General features: G+C 40.2%; 22 protein-coding genes and 1 tRNA gene. 7 read left to right on the forward strand and 16 right to left on the reverse strand.

Annotation, left to right across the window (positions count from 1 at the left end; all coding sequences use genetic code 11):
- Positions 1–9 precede the first annotated feature (9 nt).
- Positions 10–87 (forward strand) — tRNA-Pro (locus NZ900_01185).
- Between the two features lie 5 nt (positions 88–92).
- Here the strand turns inward: NZ900_01185 and NZ900_01190 are convergent.
- The 12 genes from NZ900_01190 to NZ900_01245 form a co-directional block, all read right to left on the reverse strand.
- A complete protein-coding gene (locus NZ900_01190; GenBank protein ID MCS7232708.1) occupies positions 93–848 on the reverse strand; it encodes a hypothetical protein in 756 nt (251 codons plus the stop codon).
- The gene (locus NZ900_01195; GenBank protein ID MCS7232709.1) at positions 848–2251 is read right to left on the reverse strand and encodes a tetratricopeptide repeat protein; all 1404 of its coding nucleotides are present in this window, start codon (positions 2249–2251) and stop codon (positions 848–850) included. Before NZ900_01195 ends, NZ900_01190 begins: the two co-directional genes overlap by 1 nt.
- Before the next feature lie 18 nt (positions 2252–2269).
- Positions 2270–2716, reverse strand: a complete 447-nt coding sequence (locus NZ900_01200; protein MCS7232710.1) for a hypothetical protein — start codon at positions 2714–2716, stop codon at positions 2270–2272.
- Entirely contained in the window at positions 2713–3861 is a 1149-nt protein-coding gene (locus NZ900_01205) for a hypothetical protein (GenBank protein MCS7232711.1), read from the reverse strand. The genes NZ900_01200 and NZ900_01205 overlap by 4 nt, the downstream gene beginning before the upstream one ends.
- A 6-nt stretch (positions 3862–3867) precedes the next feature.
- The gene (locus NZ900_01210; GenBank protein MCS7232712.1) at positions 3868–4710 is read right to left on the reverse strand and encodes a hypothetical protein; all 843 of its coding nucleotides are present in this window, start codon (positions 4708–4710) and stop codon (positions 3868–3870) included.
- 46 nt (positions 4711–4756) lie between these two features.
- Positions 4757–5527, reverse strand: a complete 771-nt coding sequence (locus tag NZ900_01215; protein ID MCS7232713.1) for a TatD family hydrolase — start codon at positions 5525–5527, stop codon at positions 4757–4759.
- A gap of 5 nt (positions 5528–5532) precedes the next feature.
- Positions 5533–7419 (reverse strand): methionine--tRNA ligase, encoded by a 1887-nt coding sequence (gene metG, locus NZ900_01220; GenBank protein MCS7232714.1) that lies wholly within the window; start codon positions 7417–7419, stop codon positions 5533–5535.
- Positions 7416–8249 (reverse strand): 16S rRNA (cytidine(1402)-2'-O)-methyltransferase, encoded by an 834-nt coding sequence (gene rsmI, locus NZ900_01225; GenBank protein ID MCS7232715.1) that lies wholly within the window; start codon positions 8247–8249, stop codon positions 7416–7418. Before rsmI ends, metG begins: the two co-directional genes overlap by 4 nt.
- Positions 8250–8978, reverse strand: coding sequence for a methyltransferase (locus tag NZ900_01230; protein MCS7232716.1), 729 nt, complete (start codon positions 8976–8978; stop codon positions 8250–8252).
- Positions 8975–9547: a hypothetical protein gene (locus NZ900_01235; protein MCS7232717.1), complete on the reverse strand. Its 573-nt coding sequence runs from the start codon at positions 9545–9547 to the stop codon at positions 8975–8977. The genes NZ900_01230 and NZ900_01235 overlap by 4 nt, the downstream gene beginning before the upstream one ends.
- On the reverse strand, positions 9501–10046 hold the full coding sequence (locus NZ900_01240) for a phosphatase PAP2 family protein (GenBank protein ID MCS7232718.1): 546 nt from the start codon (positions 10044–10046) through the stop codon (positions 9501–9503). The genes NZ900_01235 and NZ900_01240 overlap by 47 nt, the downstream gene beginning before the upstream one ends.
- Before the next feature lie 231 nt (positions 10047–10277).
- Complete coding sequence (locus NZ900_01245) at positions 10278–10556, reverse strand: HU family DNA-binding protein (protein MCS7232719.1); 279 nt, start codon at positions 10554–10556, stop codon at positions 10278–10280.
- A gap of 184 nt (positions 10557–10740) precedes the next feature.
- Here NZ900_01245 and NZ900_01250 point away from each other — a divergent pair, with 184 nt between their 5' ends.
- The 4 genes from NZ900_01250 to NZ900_01265 all read left to right on the forward strand — a co-directional run bounded on the left by NZ900_01250 (position 10741) and on the right by NZ900_01265 (position 13849).
- Positions 10741–11094: a ferritin-like domain-containing protein gene (locus tag NZ900_01250; GenBank protein MCS7232720.1), complete on the forward strand. Its 354-nt coding sequence runs from the start codon at positions 10741–10743 to the stop codon at positions 11092–11094.
- Positions 11095–11100: 6 nt separating this feature from the next.
- Positions 11101–11898, forward strand: coding sequence for an encapsulin (locus NZ900_01255; GenBank protein MCS7232721.1), 798 nt, complete (start codon positions 11101–11103; stop codon positions 11896–11898).
- 68 nt (positions 11899–11966) lie between these two features.
- The gene (locus tag NZ900_01260; protein ID MCS7232722.1) at positions 11967–13448 is read left to right on the forward strand and encodes a carboxypeptidase M32; all 1482 of its coding nucleotides are present in this window, start codon (positions 11967–11969) and stop codon (positions 13446–13448) included.
- 8 nt (positions 13449–13456) lie between these two features.
- Positions 13457–13849, forward strand: coding sequence for a rhodanese-like domain-containing protein (locus NZ900_01265; GenBank protein MCS7232723.1), 393 nt, complete (start codon positions 13457–13459; stop codon positions 13847–13849).
- Positions 13850–13908: 59 nt separating this feature from the next.
- On the opposite strand, the gene pstA is transcribed toward NZ900_01265, so the two are convergent.
- The 4 genes from pstA to dctP form a co-directional block, all read right to left on the reverse strand.
- Positions 13909–14763 carry a phosphate ABC transporter permease PstA gene (gene pstA / locus NZ900_01270; GenBank protein MCS7232724.1) on the reverse strand — a complete coding sequence of 285 codons (855 nt, stop codon included), beginning with the start codon at positions 14761–14763 and terminating at the stop codon, positions 13909–13911.
- Entirely contained in the window at positions 14760–15620 is an 861-nt protein-coding gene (gene pstC / locus NZ900_01275) for a phosphate ABC transporter permease subunit PstC (GenBank protein ID MCS7232725.1), read from the reverse strand. The genes pstA and pstC overlap by 4 nt, the downstream gene beginning before the upstream one ends.
- A 3-nt stretch (positions 15621–15623) precedes the next feature.
- Positions 15624–16439: a PstS family phosphate ABC transporter substrate-binding protein gene (locus NZ900_01280; GenBank protein ID MCS7232726.1), complete on the reverse strand. Its 816-nt coding sequence runs from the start codon at positions 16437–16439 to the stop codon at positions 15624–15626.
- A gap of 195 nt (positions 16440–16634) precedes the next feature.
- Positions 16635–17672 (reverse strand): TRAP transporter substrate-binding protein DctP, encoded by a 1038-nt coding sequence (gene dctP / locus NZ900_01285; GenBank protein ID MCS7232727.1) that lies wholly within the window; start codon positions 17670–17672, stop codon positions 16635–16637.
- A 165-nt stretch (positions 17673–17837) separates the two neighbouring features.
- Between dctP and ortA the strand changes: the two genes are divergently transcribed.
- Both ortA and ortB read left to right on the forward strand, forming a co-directional pair.
- Positions 17838–18134, forward strand: a complete 297-nt coding sequence (gene ortA, locus NZ900_01290) for a 2-amino-4-oxopentanoate thiolase subunit OrtA (protein MCS7232728.1) — start codon at positions 17838–17840, stop codon at positions 18132–18134.
- 1 nt (position 18135) lies between these two features.
- Complete coding sequence (gene ortB / locus NZ900_01295; protein ID MCS7232729.1) at positions 18136–19569, forward strand: 2-amino-4-oxopentanoate thiolase subunit OrtB; 1434 nt, start codon at positions 18136–18138, stop codon at positions 19567–19569.
- The last annotated feature ends 26 nt before the right edge of the window (positions 19570–19595 follow it).

Consider the following 19595-nt stretch of genomic DNA (forward strand, 5'->3'; position numbering starts at 1 on the left):
AGCGCAGGTCGGGGTGTAGCGCAGACTGGTTAGCGCGCCTGCTTCGGGAGCAGGAGGTCACCGGTTCGAGTCCGGTCACCCCGACCATGCTTTTAATAACAATCTACATAAATAGTGCTACCTTGAACAGAAACTACATTAATTGGTAGACCAGCTACCTTCAAGCTCTGGGCAACACTATTTACATCCCCAGAGTAGAGGAACTCTATGACCGCCTGTCCTCCACCATATGAGGTTATTCTGACGTTTCGAGCACCAGGAAATCCTCTAATCTTCTCATAAACGCTATTAACCAAGCCATAGTCAGAAGCACCCCTTAAAACAACACGAGCTATTCCAGAAAAATCCCCTGGTTGTTGAGCTCCTATTAAAAAGGAAGCAGCTTTTGACGCCGCATCTATAAGAGCCTTACGTTGTGCTTCTTCACCAGTATAACCAACCGCTTTAGCAGAAAAGGCTTGACTCAACAAAAAACGAGCATCCTTTGCCCTATAAGCTTGGATGGAAAGAGAAGCTGTAGCTGTGTATAAGTTAAACTCGTTTAAACGCGGCTCCTCAAGCTGAGCTCTACCTCTAACAAAATATGCGATATTATAGGTACTTCCTAACTTCATTATTGCTTCAGCATTACCTTGAAGAGCAAGTATAGCCGCTTGACTTTTCTTTATACTCTCAAGCTGATCCCTTTCAACCACATTATAACCCGCATTTATAAGGGCTTCCATAACTTTCGACTCAGCAAGAGAGTTATTAAATATAACCGCAACTCTTCCATCCCTAGGAAGAGAAGCAAAGGCCTCCCCTACAAAAGCAAAAAGAAAAACTAAGAGGATTATTAGTCTTCTCATTACATAGCACCTACTTCCTTAAGCTTACTCTTTACAGGCTCATAGTTAGGATTAATAGTAAGCGCCTTTTTCCACCACTTTATTCCCTCGTCTTTCCTTCCCATTTCGTAATATACTCTGCCTAACCAATAGCAAGCTACATAGTTACCATTATAAGCATCAAAAGCAAGCTTATAGTTCTGAATTGCAAGAGAATAATTTCCCTTAGAATAATTGTAGTAACCAGCTTTGTGCAACCTTATAAGATTAGTTTTTAAACCTTGATCTATAGGCCATAGCTCTATTACCTCTATAGTTGTCCCCGTATTAAGTATGGAGCTACTCTGAGATGGTGGTGGAGGCGGTGGCGGCGGTGGTGGCTGAGTACCTCCTCCTTGCTGTGATGGCGGTTGTGAAGATGGCGGAGGTGGCGGAAGTACACTTCCAGCAGAGCTTGGAGTAGTTTCAGGGCCAACTGTTAACCTTGGCCTTAGCTTTATATTCTCTATAGCAGAAGCATCAAATATTGGCTCGACTTTATCTCCTCTCATGACTCCCTTACCCTTGATTACACTTGCTATGGAATATTGGGGGAAAACCTCCTCAACTTGAAGAATAGCTATATAATACTTTTCAACACCAAGAAGCTCTCCTCTAATGCCACGTATAGGCTCACCCTCGATATAAACTGCAAAATAACTTCCAACCGTTACACCCGCATTAGCTTCTCCTGCATCTATATAAACTCTGTTCCCCTCATCCCTTATCACATGATATATCATTTTCCCACCACGTGCTCTCATGGCCCCGATTTTTTTAACTATCTTTTCTATACATTGACGTGTAGCAGCAGCAAGTATTCCTTCCTCCTCGCTTTGGCCATACAGTAATCCCCCAAAGGCTATCCCACCAGCACTACGAGTAGCCTGACCTGTTTCTTTAGCCACAAGTAATATTTCACCAGTCTCCACACTTATCATTCTGATGTCTAAAGTAACATTAGCTTCTGACTCCCCTACAGCTATCCCGCCAAGCTGAGGAATAGGAATAATTCCTCCCTTTTTCTTCAAAGTAAATTGAGTTATGCTACCAGTTATAATAGCTTCGACTCCCAAAAGCTTCCCCAATTGAGCAGCAGTAGAAGCATCAACTAATCCCGCTTGAGCAAGCTTATGTTCCCTCGCGATCGCCTCTAAACGGCTTCTTTCTACTATAGAGAACATCTGCGTTTTCCAAAGCTCGGTTATAAACATATCAGTTATCGCTCTTCTCACAGCTTCAACCTGGGAACTTTCAGGTCCTGTTACATTATTACTAAAATCTACAACAGCGATTCTCATTTTATCAGAAGCTCCAAAAGCAACGGAAACCAAACAACACAGTACGCTAAAAATAATAATCACCCATAAACCAAATTTCTTCATAACCGTTACCCTCCCCTCCTACTGAACCTCTACACTATACTCTAACAGTTCCTTTAAAGGTATCTTCAAAACTATTCTATAAAACTTTCCATCAAAAATTTCCTCAGTCACATAACCTCCTCCAACTACACCCTTTATCTTCACACTTTTATACCCCTTAGGAAGAGGATAATTAAGCTGATATAAAAGAAAGAGAGCATTTCTTTGGGCTATTAACACTGCCGCTCTTCGGGCAAGAAGCTTAGCTTGTGCCTCCGTTTCATACTTTTCTGGAACCATTCCTATACCTTTTACAATAACCATCTTCTCTTCCCAGTCTATGCTACCCCATGGAAAACCTTCCAAGGCAAGATTACCCTCATTAAATCTTCTTAAAAGCTCAATGTCTACATTGTAAGGAACAGCATAGACTGGGAAAGAAAAAAATAAAAATAAAGGGAGAAGGGTAATAACTACCTTCTTCAAATACCTCCCCCTCCTGGTTTTAACTTACAAATTATATTATTTGCTGTAAAGTTTACAATCTCCAAACCTAGCTCCTCAAGACGAACCGCTAAGTCTTCAGAATTACCTTCAAAATTAACATCCATTACAAGGTTACCATCGGTAAAGCTTCTCTGATATACCCCAACAACCCCCTTAAACTTCTCTATCTCACCTTTGATCTTACGAGCCTGAGTAAAGTTTATTCCTTCTACCCTAACCTGTATTGTCCTTCCAGCGATTCCCTTACCCGTCTGGCCAAGCATAGCATAGGCAACTTCATAAATGAGCTTCTTCGCTGCCTCAGTAGCAGCCTCCCTTAAGGCCTTCATGGCAGCATCATCAACGCTTAAACCAATACTTCTAACAGAAGGTATAGCAACCCCTAATATCTTCCCGGTCTGGGTTATTATGGCCTCTATGCTAAGTTGAGCCTGAACTCCATAAAGTTTTTGACCTGAAACTACTTGAGATGTATAAGGAACCGCCATAGCCTTACCGGATATAACCACATCGGCATCATGTCTTTTAGCAAGCTCTATCAATCTAGATTTGTCTCCGGTCAAGGCTGCTTCTGTTGCTTCTCTACGCCTGTTAACGTCCACCTGACCAGGATCAACTATATGATATCCAGCATTTTGAAAGATACTTAATATAGTAGACTCACTAACTGAGAGAAAAGGGGTTTTCCCATCTATGTTTTCAGCTATACAAACCATTAAAACTGGATTACCCAAGGTATCAATGACCACAGGTCCTAAAACATCGTTTAACTTAGTTAAGGCAACTGTCGCTTTCATTTTAACTTTTATCATCCCGTCTTCTTCCCATCTACTAAGGACCTTATAGTCAGTGACGAGCCCCTTAGACTGAGCCATAACTTTATCTCTTATAACCTGAAAGTTTTCCATTTCCGTTATTCCTTGAATTAAAACCCCCAACCCTTGCTCTATAGCATTTCTAAAAGCATCCCTTTTCGCCTCTTCAAAGGCCCTGTTTTTATCTCCCCCTATAATAGCCCCTACTCCCTCTACATCAAGCGTAACACTACCTTTTTCTTGCCCAACTACCACAAACGGACAAGCTAACAGAAGTGATAATAAAAGAAAAGGTAGTAAGAGCCTCATTCAGGCTCACCTTTTCACCACTATAACATTGCAAGCGGCTCTAAAGTCATAGTTATTATTTCTTATAGCATCTGCATCCTTCTGAGAAATAACCACATCTACATTATTAGGAGAAACGGTTTGAACAGCCTTAGCCACAAGAGGCCTAGGACCCACCCTTGGATCGCCCGTTGCCCAGTTTATGTTAGTTTGATAGGCGGCCATACCGCTTGCCATGAACCTTTCCCTATCAACATGCTGAAGAGAGTAAACTTCCTTTCCATTGGGATCCAAAATTCTAAAGGTAGTAGCAGGAATCAAAGGCACTTCACGCGCATCAAGAACAAGCCCAGTGTAGTTCGCCTTAGGTGGGGGTGGTGATACCGGTTTGGATTGGATACCCATGGTATCAGCAACAATCTTCCTCACTTTCTTAAGATATATTCTTCCCCAAACGGTGTAAATCTCCCCATCCCACTTTTCCCTAACTATCTCAACACCTTTAATCCATCCTTCCACTTCGCTTCTCACAACATCGCTTTTAACCATAAAGTTTTCCATAAGAGTCTGACTATCTATTCTAACTCCTTTTATAGTCTCGAGTAAGTTTCTCTGAAGGTCTAAAATAGCTCCCCTCTTAGCTAGGAGTTTCCCTTGAGCTTTATTAACAGCAGTAGTCGGGGGAACAGCAGAACCCGAAGCCTCAACATAGTCCTCCGTCCAGTTAATGGTTCCGTGAGCCGTCTCTTCTATAACCTTTTCCATTTCAGCTCCCGCTTGAGCCTGAATTCCGGAAGATTGAGCGAAAGCCCCAAGTGCCATAATCCCTAATCCTAAACATACCATTAGCCATCCTATGGGCTTCCTCATACTAGTCTCCTCCTCTCCAAATTTTTATAAATTTATTTTACCACATTTACTTAATTCTGAAAAACTTGTTAGCGTTTTCATAAGTCAGAAAAGCAAGCCTCTCCTTATTTTCACCCCTTGCTCTAGCTACCTCTTCAAGCACATACAAAAGATAGGAGGGCTCATTCCTTTCCCCTCTGTGAGGCCTAGGAGCTAAATAAGGGGAATCCGTTTCTATAAGAACTCTTTCAAGTGGAACTAACGATGCAGCTTTCCTTAAGTCATCTGCATTAGGAAAAGTTATTATGCCAGAGAAGGAAACGTAAAGTCCGAGAGATAACCCCTTTTCAAGATACTTCGTACCACCCGTATAACAGTGCAACACTCCTCCACCTTCAGGTAGACCTACATTTTCAATTATCGAAAAGGCATCCTCATGGGCATCCCTTACATGAATTATCACAGGCTTATTAACTTCCTTAGCTAAAGAAAGCTGGGCTTCGAAAACTTTCCTCTGAATCTCCCGAGGAGAGTTATCATAGTAATAATCAAGGCCCGTTTCCCCTAAGGCCACAACCTTTGGATGAGAAAGAAGCCTCTTAAGGTTTAATATATCTTCCTCACGGAAAAGTTTCGCATCATGAGGATGAAAACCACAAGCAGCATAAGCACCATCCATACCTTCCACCATCTTCACTGCTCTCTCACTTGATGACAAGTCCCATCCTACTACAACCATTCTGTAGATTCCAGCCTTTTTAGCCTTTTCGTAAACTTCTCTCCAATCATCTTTAAAATGCTTCATATTAAGATGGCAATGGCTATCAAAGAGCCTCATTTTCTTTAAGTCACCTTACTTCCAGGCCCTACCTCTTTCTCTGGCCTAAGTATTACTGGCCTACCCTCCTTATCTATAGCAGCAAGAAGCATCCCATGAGAGATTATCCCTTTTATCTTCGCAGGCTCAAGATTAGCTATAACAACTACTTCCTTGCCAACAAGATCCTCAGGGGAGTAAACTTCCGCTATCCCAGCAACTATAGTTCTTACCTCATCACCCACATCTATTTCAAGTTTAAGAAGCTTATCGGTTCTCGGCACTCTTTCCGCAGATATAACCCTAGCTATCCTCAAATCCATCCTCCTAAATTCCTCGATGCTTATAAACTCGGTCATTTTTCTCTCCTCCTTTTTAGGTTCAACCACTGCCTCTTTTCTGGGGAAAAGTATCTCCCCAGGTTTAACTTTGATACCAACTGGAAACCTACCCCAAACTAAGGAGGAAAAACCGTGATCCTCTGGTTTTCCCTCCAAACCAAGCATTTTCCAAGCTTTAACACCGCTTTCGGGCATAAAGGGGGTCAGCATAACAACCAGAAACCTCAGTCCTTCAAGAACAGTATAGAGAATCCTTGATAGCCTCTTTTTATTACCCTCTTTAGCTAAAGACCAGGGAGATGTTTCGTCTATATACTTATTAAGGCGAGATGAAAACGCGAAAATATCCCTTAAAGTTTTGTCGAAACCAAACTCATCCATATATTCCTTAGCCCTTCTTAAGGTTTCCTCAGCCAAGGAAGCCACTTCCCTATCAACTGGCTCTTCTTCCCCAGGTTCAGGAACGATGCCATCAAAAAATCTTTCAACCATGACTAAAGTTCTATTAAGAAGGTTACCAAAGTTGTCAGCAAGGTCACCGTTAATCCTGTTTATGAAAGCATCATGTGAAAAATCCCCATCAAGGCCAAAGGGGACTTCCCTAAGTAAGAAGTACCTGAAGGAATCAACCCCATACTTATCCACTACCTCATTAGGATCTACTACATTACCCTTGGACTTCGACATCTTCTCCCCTTCAACCGTCCACCAACCATGCGCAAATACCATCTTTGGAGGATTAAGTCCAAGAGCCATGAGCATAGCAGGCCATATAACCGCATGGAATCTCAAGATATCTTTTCCAACAAGATGGTGAACTACAGGCCAATATTTTTTAAGCTTCTCATCATCCTGAGTAAACCCCGCAACCGTAAGATAGTTTATAAGAGCATCGAACCAAACATATATCACATGAGAGGGATCTCCTGGGAAAGGTATACCCCACTTCACAGTTGTTCTTGTAACACTTATATCCTTTAACCCCATTTTTATAAAGCTATAAACCTCATTATATCGAGACTCCGGTTTGACACAATCAGGATTTTTCTCCATATGCTCAAGAAGCTTATTCTGATATTTAGAAAGCCTAAAAAAGTATGTTTCCTCGCTTACCCTTTCAACTTCTCTACCACAATCAGGGCATCTCCTTTCAGCCAGAAGCTGCGATTCACTCCAAAACGTTTCACAAAAAACACAGTACCACCCTTCATATACTCCCTTATATATATCTCCCGACTCTATCATACGTCTAAAAGCCTCTTGAACCACATTTTTATGTCTTTCTTCCGTGGTTCTTATAAAATCATCATAGCTTATGTTAAGCTTGACCCATAAGCTCTTAAAGTTTTCAACAACCTTATCGGCAAGCTCCTTTGGATGAAGAGCCTGCTTCTCAGCAGCCCTATGTATCTTCTGACCATGTTCATCAGTCCCCGTACAAAATAAAACATCATAGCCATCCATCCTTTTCCAACGAGCCATGACATCCGCTGCTATAGTCGTATAGGCATGCCCTATATGAGGAACATCATTAACATAATAAATCGGAGTAGTTATATAAAATCTCTTCAATCCTTATCCCCCCTTTTCAACTTCAAAACCATCTTATATATTTCCCTTTTAGGGAGCTTGATCTCCTCAGAAAGCTTCTTTACCACTTCCTTAGAAGTAAGTCCCTTTTTCAGGAGAGAAGTTATCCTTTCCTCAATGTTCTCCTTAACATCTCCCTTGCTAAGATTCTCATTACCTTCTACCACTAAAACGATCTCTCCCTTCAGATCCTTCGCCTTAGCTAAAAGCTCCGAAAGGTAGCCTCTTAAAGCTTCCTCATGAAGCTTGGTTATCTCTCTAACTAAACAAGCCTTTCTATCTCCTAACATTTCAAGTATATCACACAAGCTTTCATATATTCTATGAGGCGATTCATAAAACACCAAAGTAAAGGGAAGATCCCTAAGACCCTTTAGAGTCTTCAACCTCTTCCCCTTCTGAGAGGGAAGGAAACCATAGAATATAAATGGATGAGGAGTTATCCCTGAAAGAAGGAGAGCAGGAACAAAAGCAGTTGGTCCAGGGAGAACTTCTATCTTAAAACCCTCCTCTATACAAAACTTTATCGCTTCAGCTCCTACATCAGATATTCCAGGAGTACCTGCATCGCTCACCAACGAAATACTTTTCCCTTCTGAAAGAAGCTCTTTAAGAAGAGGAATCCTTTTCTTCCAGTTATTCTTGTTATAACTATAAAGCTTTTTCCTTTCTATTCCATATTTATTAAGAAGTATTCGAGTTCTTCTTGTATCCTCAGCAAATATAACGTCACATTCTTTTAAAATCCTTAAAACCCTTAAAGTTACGTCTTCAAGGTTACCTATTGGTGTCGGACATATAAATAGGGGCATTTATATCTCACCCATATATATCTTCTTTAGCTCCTCCGTATAACTTCCGTCCTCGTTATAAAGAATAAGAGGGCAAGAAACCTTTATCGATGGGGAACCATCTCTAACTCCCTTAACCAAGATGAACTCAGCATCCTCATTAATTTTGGAATGGACAAATCTCATCTCCTTAGGCTCTATCTTAAGTCTTCTCATATGAAATAAAAGCTCAGCTAACCTAAAGGGCCTATAGATGAGGTATAGTCTTCCACCCGTAGAAAGAAGATACCTTGAAGCTTTCAAGAACTCTTCAAGAGTACAACCTTCCTCGGTATAAGCTATGGATCTCATCTTATCGGAAGGTAACCTTCCGCTCTCCAACGATATGTAGGGAGGATTACCCAAAACCACGCTAAACGCCCCTTGCGGGAAATATTCTTCTATTTTTCTTAAGTCTCCCTGAATTATTTCTATTCTTTCAGAAAACCCGTTGATCTCAACGTTCTTTCTAGCTAGCTCTACAAGCTCAGGTTGTAATTCTATCCCCGAAAGCCTTATCCCAGGAACCTTCAAGGCTAAAAGAAGAAGTACTATTCCCGTTCCTACCCCAAGCTCTATAACTTTATCTTTCGGCCTTAAAGTCAAAAAATCAGAAAGCAAAAGAGCCTCAATCCCAAAACGCGGTCCTTCCGAAGGTTGATAAAGCTTAAGCTTCCCCCTTAATATAGAATCAAACGTATATGTGCTCATTTCCTTTTAGCCTTAGATTTCGCCTCCTCTACCTCTCCTCTAAGTAGCTCTAAAACCTCCCTAATAAGCTCTCCCTTGCTTTTGTTTAAAAGCATAGAGAGCTTTTCTCTTAAACGACTCTCTATCCTCGAAGGATCAGAACCATATTTATTAATAGCTACATCCAAAAGCTTAAGCATTCTATCAAGTACAGAAGCCCCTATCTCCCTAACTATAAGCCTTTTAGTCACCTCAGCAGCCCCTTCAACAGAAAAACCAAAAAGAAGGAGATCACCAAAACCATCAATAAAAGCCTTTACCTCCCCCTCAGAAAGCCTCCATAATAGAGAAGATTTAACCAAATCCTTTAAAGAAATTATTAAAAGAGATTCTTCAAGGCTTTTATCCCCAACCTTGTTAAGCAGGCTTTTTATCCCTCTTTCCACACCACCATAAAAGTCCTTTTTAGCTTTTTCTGAAAAAGTCGAGGCTTCAAGAATTTCCTTGGTATAGGTTAAGATCTCATCATGAACTTTGCCCTTGTCAAGAGAATAGGCGTTTGAAGAAAGAAGCAAAAGCCAAAGGATCAAAAGGCAACCAACTCTCCTCAGATCCCTTCACCTCCCTTAAATAACCTAAGGTCAAAGCATAACCCAGAGCAAAGGAAAAGGCTACATCAGAGAAAAAGTGATTATTGGTCTCCAATCTATTATAAGCCACAATAACTATAAGAAACAAAAAGGCTAATCTTATCCATCCCTTAAACCTCATTCCTATCCAGCTAAAAGTTGAAGTGGCAACAAGTACATGTCCTGACGGGAAACTTTGAAAATCGTTTTTAAACAGAGATTCAGGAAAATTAAAGAATGATAATTCTCCTAGACCCATATAAGGACGAGCTCTACCTAATAATACCTTTAATAGATTCCCCAACAATGCAGTTAAAACTATAAGGCATAGGAGCTCGAGGATAGGATTTTCCCATTTTTCCAACCTTAGGATATAAAAAAGACATAAAAAAGAAAGCAAGAGAGGCAAAATGAAATCTGCATCTCCTATAATATTACCAAACTTAGAAAGACAGGACACTCTTCCTAAATCTGATGGAAAGACAAAATCCATAGGGATGAGGAAAATGAAAAGTAAAAGGATAACTTCTACTTCTAATTTCCTCAGGGAATTCAAAAAAGACAGGATTATCCCTTTTTTCCAGCTTCTATAAAGAAAACATAAGAGAAGAACAGCAAAGAGTAATTTATACATATAATAATACTAAATAAGGGGAGCTGGATTGCTCCCCTTAAATGTTATAAAAGCCACTTACTTACCCGTAACTTTCGTTTTAAGCTCTTTACCTACTCTGAAAACAGGAACCTTCCGAGGCGGTATCTTAATTTCCTCACCAGTACGAGGGTTCCTGCCAACTCTTTCAGCCCTTTCCTTAACCTCAAATATACCAAAACCAGCTATCTGAACTTTCTCTCCTTTAGATAGGGCATCCATTACCGCTTCAAATAGAGCATTAACAACCAAAGCAGTGTCTTTCTTAGTCATGCCCGTTTTCTCCGCAACTTCCCGAACCAACTCTGCCTTCGTCAAATTTCTCACCTCCCAAGTTTTTTACCTATTATAAGCAAAATTCCTCTTCATATCAATAGGTTTTTCAAAAAGCCATTAAAAATTTTGATAGAAGCGTTTTTTTCATATCGAAGATAATAAGGTAGTGTGGTAAAATTGGTAAAGAAACGGCTCAGAATTAACTTTACAAAAGGGAGGTGCGATTATGGCAGAGCAATATCATGAACCAACAAATGAACTAACAGCAAAAGACAGGGATTTCACAAGAGCGCTCGTAAGCTTAAAGGAAGAGATCGAAGCAATAATGTGGTACCAGCAGAGAGCTTCCGCCACCAAAGATGAAACCATTAGGGAAGTGTTAGAACACAACAGGGACGAAGAGATGGAGCATGCGGCTATGCTCCTTGAGTGGCTCAGAAGAAACATGCCTGGCTGGGATAAAGCTTTAAAAACTTATCTCTTTACAACTGAACCATTAACACAGATAGAAGCGGAAGTAAGTAATGAAGAGGAATCTCCAGGTGGAGATCTTAAACTAAGAAAGATTAAAAGGGGGTGAATTCTAGTGGACTTCTTAAGGAGAAAGCTATCTCCACTTACACCTAAAGAATGGGAAGAGGTAGATAAGAGAGCTAAAGAAGTGTTCTCAACCCAACTTTATGGAAGAGCAATAGTAGACGTTCTTGGTCCTTTTGGATGGGAATACGCTGCACATCCTATGGGTGAAGTAGAAAAGCTCTCTAAAGAAGGAGATACTATAGAGTTTGGTTTAAGAAAAGCGCTTCCTTTAATAGAGCTAAAGAGGTACTTCTACCTCGATCTTAATGAACTTGATAAATTAGAAAGGGGACATCCTGCGGTAGACCTATCCTCCCTAGAAGAAGCGGTTAGAGACGTTGCATCTTTCGAAGACGGAGCTATCTTCGAAGGATGTGAAAAGTCTGGAATAAAAGGAATTTTAGCTTATAAAAATGAAAGAAACATACAATCTTCCTTGAAAGAGGAGGAGTTTATAGAAAGCTTATACAAGGCCTTATCTAAATTCAAGTCTGATGGAATTGAAGGACCCTACGCCTTAGTTATAAACATAGATAAGTGGGTAGAACTCGTTAAGGGAAGCAAGTATTATCCTATAGAGGAAAAGATTGAAGATATATTAAAAGATGGTAAGATTCTCACCACACCACGTATAAGCGATGCTCTTGTGGTTTCTGAAAGAGGCGGTGATTTTGAGCTTATTTTAGGACAAGACCTATCAATAGGTTATGAAAAAACAGAAAACTCGAAGGTAAAACTATTTATCCTTGAAAGCTTCACCTTTAGAGTGGTCAACCCTGAAGCTTTAGTATATCTTAAGTTTTAAGGCTTTAAAAATATACTTTAAGGGGTAGGCTTCTTGAAGCTTACCCCTTAAAATTTTAAAGATAAAAGATGGGTATCAATGAGCTTAAAAAAGAGCTATTAAAAATAGCCAAAATTAAAAGTGCCATATCATTACTTCAATGGGATTTATCAACCTATATACCGCCTAAAGGGATCGAATGGAGAGCAGAAGTATTAGGAGAGCTATCAGAATACGTATTTTCCTTACTCACAAGCGAAAAGCTAGGAGAGCTTATAAACAAAGCCTTAGAAGAGGCAGAAACTGAAGAAGATACAGCTCTAGTAAAACTGACCCAAAAGGAGTATTCTAGATATAGAAAGATTCCTAAAGAGCTATTTATAGAGTTTCAAAAGGAGCGTGCAAGATCAGAAAAACTCTGGGAAGAGGCAAGAAAGGAAAACAACTTCCTTATATTACAGGAAAGCCTAAGCAAAATAGTTAAAATGTTGATAGATATAACAGAATGTATAGGTTATAAAGAAAATAGATATGATGCTTTATTGGATGAGCATGAACCTGGCTTTGAAACAAACAAGTTAAAGCAGATATTCTCTAACGCAAAAAAAGAGCTTCTAAGCTTACTAGAAAAAATCGAACCTAAACATACCAATATCAAACGAGTAAACGAAATATGTGAAGGACCGTTTCCCTTAGACAAACAAAAAGAGCTATGCCTCAATATAATAACAAACATCGGATTTGACCTATCCTCCGGCAGGCTTGACACTTCGGCCCATCCCTTTACAGAAATTGTTGGACTAAAGGATGTGAGAATAACTACAAGATATGATGAAAGGGATTTTTCTCAAGCCCTGTTTGCAACGCTGCACGAGTGCGGACATGCCCTTTACGACCTAAACATTCCGGAAAGGTTTTTCGGACTACCCATAGGAGATGGAGCTTCTTCAGGATTCCATGAAAGCCAGGCGAGGTTTTGGGAAAACTTCATAGGAAGAAGCTTTTACTTCATGGTTTTCATAAAGCCAGTTTTAGATGAATATTTCCAACCCTTAAAATCGATTAAATTAGAAGATCTGTGGAGAGCATTTAATATCGTTAAAAGATCTTTAATAAGGGTCAGTTCCGATGAAATAACCTATAATCTTCATATAATACTAAGATTTGAACTTGAAGAAGCATTAATAAATGAAAAATTGTTGGTTTCTGATCTTCCTTACATCTGGAATGAGAAAATGGAAGAATATTTCGGTATAAGGCCAGATAGCCTAAAAAGCGGAGTTTTACAAGATATCCACTGGGCAGCCGGATTGTTTGGCTATTTTCCATCCTATATGCTAGGAAACATATATGCAGGACAGATCTACTTTAAGCTTAAGAAAGATATTCAAAACTTAGAAGAAGCTGTATCAAAAGGTAACTTTAAAATAATTCTTGAATGGCTTAAAGAAAACATATTTTCTTATGGAAAACTTTATGAGCCCTTAGAACTTATAAGGAAAATCTCTGGAGAGGAGCTCTCGTCTAGATACTTAGTAGAATACCTAAAAGACAAATTTTTAGAGAGGTGAACTAGATATTGAAATTTGTCTTTCTCACTTTAATAATTTTTCTAATAATATTAAAGATGTTTGAGGGGACCGCTTCAGCTTTAGAGATTCCAGAAATTACACCTGAAGAAGCTTGGAACTACCTAGGAAAAGAAGGATATGTATTTCTCGATGTTAGAGAGCCTCATGAGTACAATGAGGAGCGTATTAAAGGGGCAATAAACCTACCTAAGGGAATGGTTGGCTCAAAAATAGGAGAACTCTTCCCTAAAAAAGAAGCCCAAGTATTCATAGTTTACTGTCGATCAGGAAGAAGATCTCTTGATGCTACTAAGACACTAATAGAAATGGGCTATAAAGCCTTTAACATGAAGGGTGGAATATTAGCCTGGAAAAAAGCAAATCTTCCAACGGAAAAATAAGCTCAAAAACCGTATATCAAACTAATCCTAATTTACAAAATTAGCTATATATTATTTGGCTAAATTATGCCTTTCCTCCTCCACCTATATCTTAGATATATACCTAAACCGCTTATAGATAAAGTTAAGATTAGTAATACAAGAGCCGATCCGAATGCCATTGGAATTTGCTTCTCTGGTTTAGTTCCTTCAGTCATTAGGCCATAAATAAGATACGGAAGAGCCATAACTTCATCAAATATAGAGCTAGGAAGCTTACGAGTATAAAAGGTCACTGCAGTAAACATTATAGGAGCAGTCTCGCCCGCCGCCCTACCCAAACTTAATATAGCACCAGTGAGAATACTTGGAAAGGCGATAGGCAAAAGAACAATCCTAATCATTTTCCACTTACCTGCTCCTAAAGCGTAAGCCGCCTCTCTCAAATCCATAGGTATCGCCTTAATAGCCTCTTCAGTAACCTTTATCATGATAGGTAAAACAAGAACGCCAAGAGTTAACACTCCTGAAAGAATTGAAACTCCAAAACCAAAAGCATTAACAAAAAGAGATAAACCAAACAAACCGAATACTACCGATGGTATGCCAGCTAAGGCATTTACACAACTTCTCACAAGAGAAGTAAACCAATTATCCTTAGCAAACTCACTTAGATATATACCTGAAAAAACTCCAAGAGGCAGGGCGACGATTATAGAACCTACTGAAAGATAAAGGCTACCTAAAAGAGCAGGATATATACCTCCTTCAGTCATACTTTTTCTTGGTTCTTCAAGAAGGAAAGACAGGGTTAGCTTTTCACCGCCCTTGATTACTAAAACTAAAAGTAACGAAAATAAGAAAAGAAGCACAAATAAAACCAACAATCTAAGAACCATTACGGCTATTTTTTCCTCAAAGATCAACCACTTCATAGATAAATCCTCCTCTTACCGAACTTATCAGCAATAAAATTTAAAAGGACCGTTATAATAAAAAGTATCATTCCTATAGCAAACAGAGCATGGTAATGAAGGCTACCAAAAGGAGCCTCGCCCATTTCAGCCGCTATCGTCGCAGTCATAGTTCTAACAGGATCGAATATAGACTTGGGTATTTTAGCGGCTCCACCAGCTACCATTAAAACAGTCATGGTTTCTCCTATAGCTCTTCCCATTCCCAAAAATATACTCGAAAGAATTCCAGACCACGCCGTCGGTATAACCACATGGGTAACCGTTCTCCATTTTGTCGCTCCAAGAGCATAAGAAGCTTCCAAAAGCTCATGAGGAACCATAGACATAGAATCCTCAGCAACGCTTGCTACTAAAGGTATTATCATTATTCCGAGAACTATAGAAGCGGTAAAAGCGTTAAGCCCTAAAGGCAAATCAAACAGGTTCTTAATAAATGGGCCTAACACCACCATGCCAAAGAAGCCGTATATAACAGATGGTATGCATGCCAAAACCTCAAGAATAGGCTTTAAGGTTTCTCTCACCTTAGGGCGAGCGAAAAAGGCCATATATATAGCTGCCCCAAGTCCTAAAGGTATCCCAACAATCAGCGCTCCCAATGTAATAACGATGGTCCCAACAATTATAGGAAGGATCCCAAAGGCGGGCGGGATATATGTTGGATACCATTGCTTACCAAGGAAAAATTTCAAAGGGGATACCTCTCTAAACAGAGGCATCCCCTCCTCAAAGAGCATTACAACTATTCCTAAGGTAGCGATAATCGTCAACAAAGCTGAAACGAAAACTATCCCCTTAGCTACCTTCTCCTCCATGGCCTACTTAACTGGAACAAAACCCTCATCCTTAACTATCTTCTGCCCTTGCGGAGACAAGATGAAATCTATGAAGTCCTTAACTGCACCTTTAGGTTCTCCATTAGTGTACAGGAAAAGCGGCCTCGAGAGCTTATAAGTACCATTTACTACCGTCTCCATCGTGGGCTTAACTCCCTCAATCTCCAAAGCCTTAACCTTATCGGTAACGTATCCTAATCCTATATAACCAATAGCACCCTCTGTCTGAGCAACAGCCTCTGCAACAGCTTTGTTAGAGGCTAAAAGAAGAGCGTCTCCCCTAAGCTTCTCATCCTTTAAGACAAGCTCATGGAAAGATCCGTAAGTTCCAGAAGCGGTATCTCTTGAAACGACCACGATCTTAACGTCCTTCCCACCAACTTCCTTCCAATTATTTATCTTTCCACTGTATATATCTCTAACTTGAGCAACTGTCAAAGCCTTCACAGGATTAGATGGATGAACAACTATAGCCAAACCATCCCTCGCAATCATATGCTCAACAGGATTAACGCCTCTGGCCTTAGCCTTCTCTATCTCCTCTTTCTTCATAGCTCTTGAAGACATCGCTATATCACAAGTCCCATCGATAAGAGCCGCTATTCCTACGCCAGAACCCCCTCCCTTGACAGAAACATTAACATCCTTTTTAACATCCATAAACTTTTCAGCACAAGCTTGAGCGATTGGAAATACAGTGGTTGAACCAACTACGTTAACGCTCTTAGACTGTGCCCATACCCCAAAAGCAAAAGCTAAAACTAAAGTAGCTACTACAACTATCCTCCTAAGCCTCATAAAACAAACCACCTCCTAAGAATTTTTCTATAAGGAATTTTAGTAGGATATATTAAAGCAAGTACAAAGGAATCTTAAAGAAATCTTTACAAAGACGCTTATCAAAAAAAAGGAACTTAAAGAATAAAATAAAAAGGGGAACCCCAATAGGAATATGGGGTTCCCCCTTCCCTTAAAAACTAGGTGCTTTTTCACCTATTGACGAGGTATACCTGACTCCTTATAGATGAGATCCATAAGGTTCTTCCCACAGAGCTCTTCCATCTTGGGCCATACAACCTTTCTCACATGCTTGGCTATCTTATCAAGCTGTTCAGCAGTTAACATAACGATCGTCCACCCATATTCCTTCTGGAGTTTCTGACGATACTCCTCATCAACCTGCTTTGCCCTATCCCACTGAATCTTAGATTCTTCGTTTGCGGCCTCCATTAACACCTTCTGATCCTCAGGAGACAGCTTATCCCAAATTCCCTTGTTTATAACAAACCACCAAGTCTCGCAGAAGTCGTTGTACTGTATCCAAACCTTCTGAACATCACGGAACTGCCAACCTTGGTAAGGCGGACCGCCCATCTGCCCATCAGCTACACCCATCTGAAGGGCAGTGTAAACCTCAGCATAAGGTATAGGGGTAGCGATGTAACCTAAAGCCTCATAAGTCCACTCACAGGGCTTTATAGGCATAACGCGAACCTTCATACCCTTCTTAACTGTAGGATCTTCAGGATTTGGAGGCATAGCCTTCAATGATACACCGCTCATACCAATCGGTACAACATCCAAAGCCTTTATGTTATGCTTTTCCCAGAGCTTCTGAACGACCTTGTAAGCCCAACCTCCGGGACTGTAGACTTTAACCGCATCTTCGAAGGTCGTGAATATGTATGGGAAGTAATAAGCCAAATTGAGTTCAGGGTCAAAGTTAGCATTGGCTTGTTGTAAAGCTACTTCGATAGTCCCACGCATTACCATTTCAAAGATCTGCGTCCAGTCCCCCAATACTCCACCAGAATAAACATCAATCTTGATCTTACCCTTGGTTCTCTCAAAAACCTTCTTAGCAAATTCCTTAGCACGGATGTCATAATCGCTATCTACAGGGTGAATCTGAGACATCCTCCACTGATACTGGGGTTGCTGTTGCTGAGCTAAGCCTGATCCAACCATTAGACCTAAACTTAAAACCGCTAAGAAAACCACAACCAACACACTTAAAAGTTTCTTACCCAATATACCTCACCTCCATAGAGTGCTTTACTTTCAAGCTAATTTTAACACATAAAACTGAAAACATGCAAGTAAACGAAGCTAATCTTAGTAAACCCACCTTTATATTTTTCGTTCTTGAAAAATAAAAAAATATCCTTTAGAGTTTTAGAAGGGGGTGATCTGATGATAGCTAAAAGAGGTGATTTTGTCCAAATCCAAGTTAAAATACTTGAACCTGGGGAAAGGGCTCCAAACCTACCAGAAGACACTAAAAGGGTTCCTTTCGAAATGAGGGTTAAGGGGTTTCTAATCGAAGAGGAAGCAAAATTAGGATCCAGCGTTAAAATAAGGACCTTTTCTGGCAGAGAGATAAGTGGAACCTTAGTAGCCATAAATCCAGTATACGAACATAACTTTGGCGAGCCGGTTCCTGAGCTCTTAAACATCGGTGAAGAGCTAAGAAAGATATTAGGAGGTGAATAGCTTGAAGGAAAGATACTCTTACCAAGCAGTTATGGAAAGAAGAGCTGAGATAATGAGAAAGGCAGTCGGTATAGATTACGATAGGTTCGTAATTAAAGGAATAGCTTTCGACTATGAGAGAATGATGAAAGAGGTAGGATATCCCATAGAAGAGATAAGAAAGATCCAAAGCGAAACATCTGTCGGGAATACTCCTCTTGTAGAGCTTAAAAACATAAATAAGCTGATTAAGAAACTAGCTCCAAAAGGTAAGGGAGCCAGGATATTCCTGAAGGATGAAGCAACGAACCCCTCTGGAAGCTTTAAGGATCGAAGAGCGTCAATAAGCATATATCGAGCATCACAACTGGGATATAAGGGCGTCATCGCCGCCACAAGCGGCAATTACGGAGCAGCGGTTGCATCTCAAGCAGCAAAGAGAAACCTAAGATGCATAATAGTTCAGGAGTGCTTCGATAATAATTGGATAGGACAGCCAGAAATATTGGAAAAGGGAAGGGCTTGTGAAGCATATGGTGCAGAAGTAGTTCAGCTTACTGTTGGACCGGAGCTATTTTATTACACGCTTGTCCTTCTAGAAGAGACCGGTTATTTTAATGCCTCACTTTATACCCCTTATGCTATAGCTGGAATAGAAACTCTAGGATATGAGATAGCTGAACAAACCCAAAAACTTACAGGAAGATTCCCTGATGCAGTCGTAGTTACACATGCTGGAGGAGGACTCATAACTGGAACCGCACGTGGACTTAAGAAAGCGGGAGCACAAGAGACTAAAGTAATAGGTGCAAGTGTAGATCTAAGAGGTCTACATATGGCCAGCACAAATGACTTTAACAAGAAATACTTTACTACAGGACATACGGGATTTGGTATACCTTTTGCAGCCTATCCTGACAGGGCAGATGTCCCTAAAAACGCAGCAAGACCCCTAAGATACATGGATAGATATGTTCTTGTAACTCAGGGAGATGTTTTCTATATAACTGAGATGCTTGCGCAGCTCGAAGGCCTACAGAGAGGACCCGCTGGAAACACATCCTTAGCTGCAGCCTTTTCTCTTGCAATGGAAATGGAAGAGGATAAAATAATAGTCGTCAATGAAACGGAATATACCGGAGCTGGAAAGCTACCTTCTGCTCAGCTAACCTTCGCTAAAAAAATGGGAATGATAGTTAAACGAGGAGATCCCTTGAAGGAAGATAAACCAGGACAGGTTATAGTTATACCAGAACATCCATCTCAGATAAGGCACATAGAATATCCCTTAGAAGAACTTAAAAAGAGCTATATTAAGGAACTAATACGTCGAGAAAATAAGAAAGACTTCGATGAAAAGGAGTTAAGCTTCTTAGAGGAAGATTTAAGAATCTCAAGAAAAGAATTGATCAAGCTTATAGATGAGGTAAAAATAGCCCTTCAGGGGTTACCTTAAAAAGCCATTTTAATTTAGACTAGAAA

The organism is Synergistota bacterium (assembly GCA_025060595.1).
In the GTDB taxonomy this organism is placed as follows: Bacteria; Synergistota; GBS-1; order GBS-1; family GBS-1; genus 42-11.

Bases quoted from the DNA above. Each gene is read 5' to 3' on its own strand.
- NZ900_01260 (MCS7232722.1), top strand. From the start codon at position 11,967: ATGGGTATCAATGAGCTTAAAAAAGAGCTATTAAAAATAGCCAAAATT.
- NZ900_01215 (MCS7232713.1), bottom strand. From the start codon at position 5,527: ATGAGGCTCTTTGATAGCCATTGCCATCTTAATATGAAGCATTTTAAA.
- NZ900_01195 (MCS7232709.1), bottom strand. From the start codon at position 2,251: ATGAAGAAATTTGGTTTATGGGTGATTATTATTTTTAGCGTACTGTGT.
- NZ900_01190 (MCS7232708.1), bottom strand. From the start codon at position 848: ATGAGAAGACTAATAATCCTCTTAGTTTTTCTTTTTGCTTTTGTAGGG.
- NZ900_01280 (MCS7232726.1), bottom strand. From the start codon at position 16,439: ATGAGGCTTAGGAGGATAGTTGTAGTAGCTACTTTAGTTTTAGCTTTT.
- rsmI (MCS7232715.1), bottom strand. From the start codon at position 8,249: ATGCCCCTATTTATATGTCCGACACCAATAGGTAACCTTGAAGACGTA.
- pstC (MCS7232725.1), bottom strand. From the start codon at position 15,620: ATGGAGGAGAAGGTAGCTAAGGGGATAGTTTTCGTTTCAGCTTTGTTG.
- pstA (MCS7232724.1), bottom strand. From the start codon at position 14,763: ATGAAGTGGTTGATCTTTGAGGAAAAAATAGCCGTAATGGTTCTTAGA.
- NZ900_01210 (MCS7232712.1), bottom strand. From the start codon at position 4,710: ATGAGGAAGCCCATAGGATGGCTAATGGTATGTTTAGGATTAGGGATT.
- NZ900_01230 (MCS7232716.1), bottom strand. From the start codon at position 8,978: ATGAGCACATATACGTTTGATTCTATATTAAGGGGGAAGCTTAAGCTT.
- NZ900_01205 (MCS7232711.1), bottom strand. From the start codon at position 3,861: ATGAGGCTCTTACTACCTTTTCTTTTATTATCACTTCTGTTAGCTTGT.
- NZ900_01250 (MCS7232720.1), top strand. From the start codon at position 10,741: ATGGCAGAGCAATATCATGAACCAACAAATGAACTAACAGCAAAAGAC.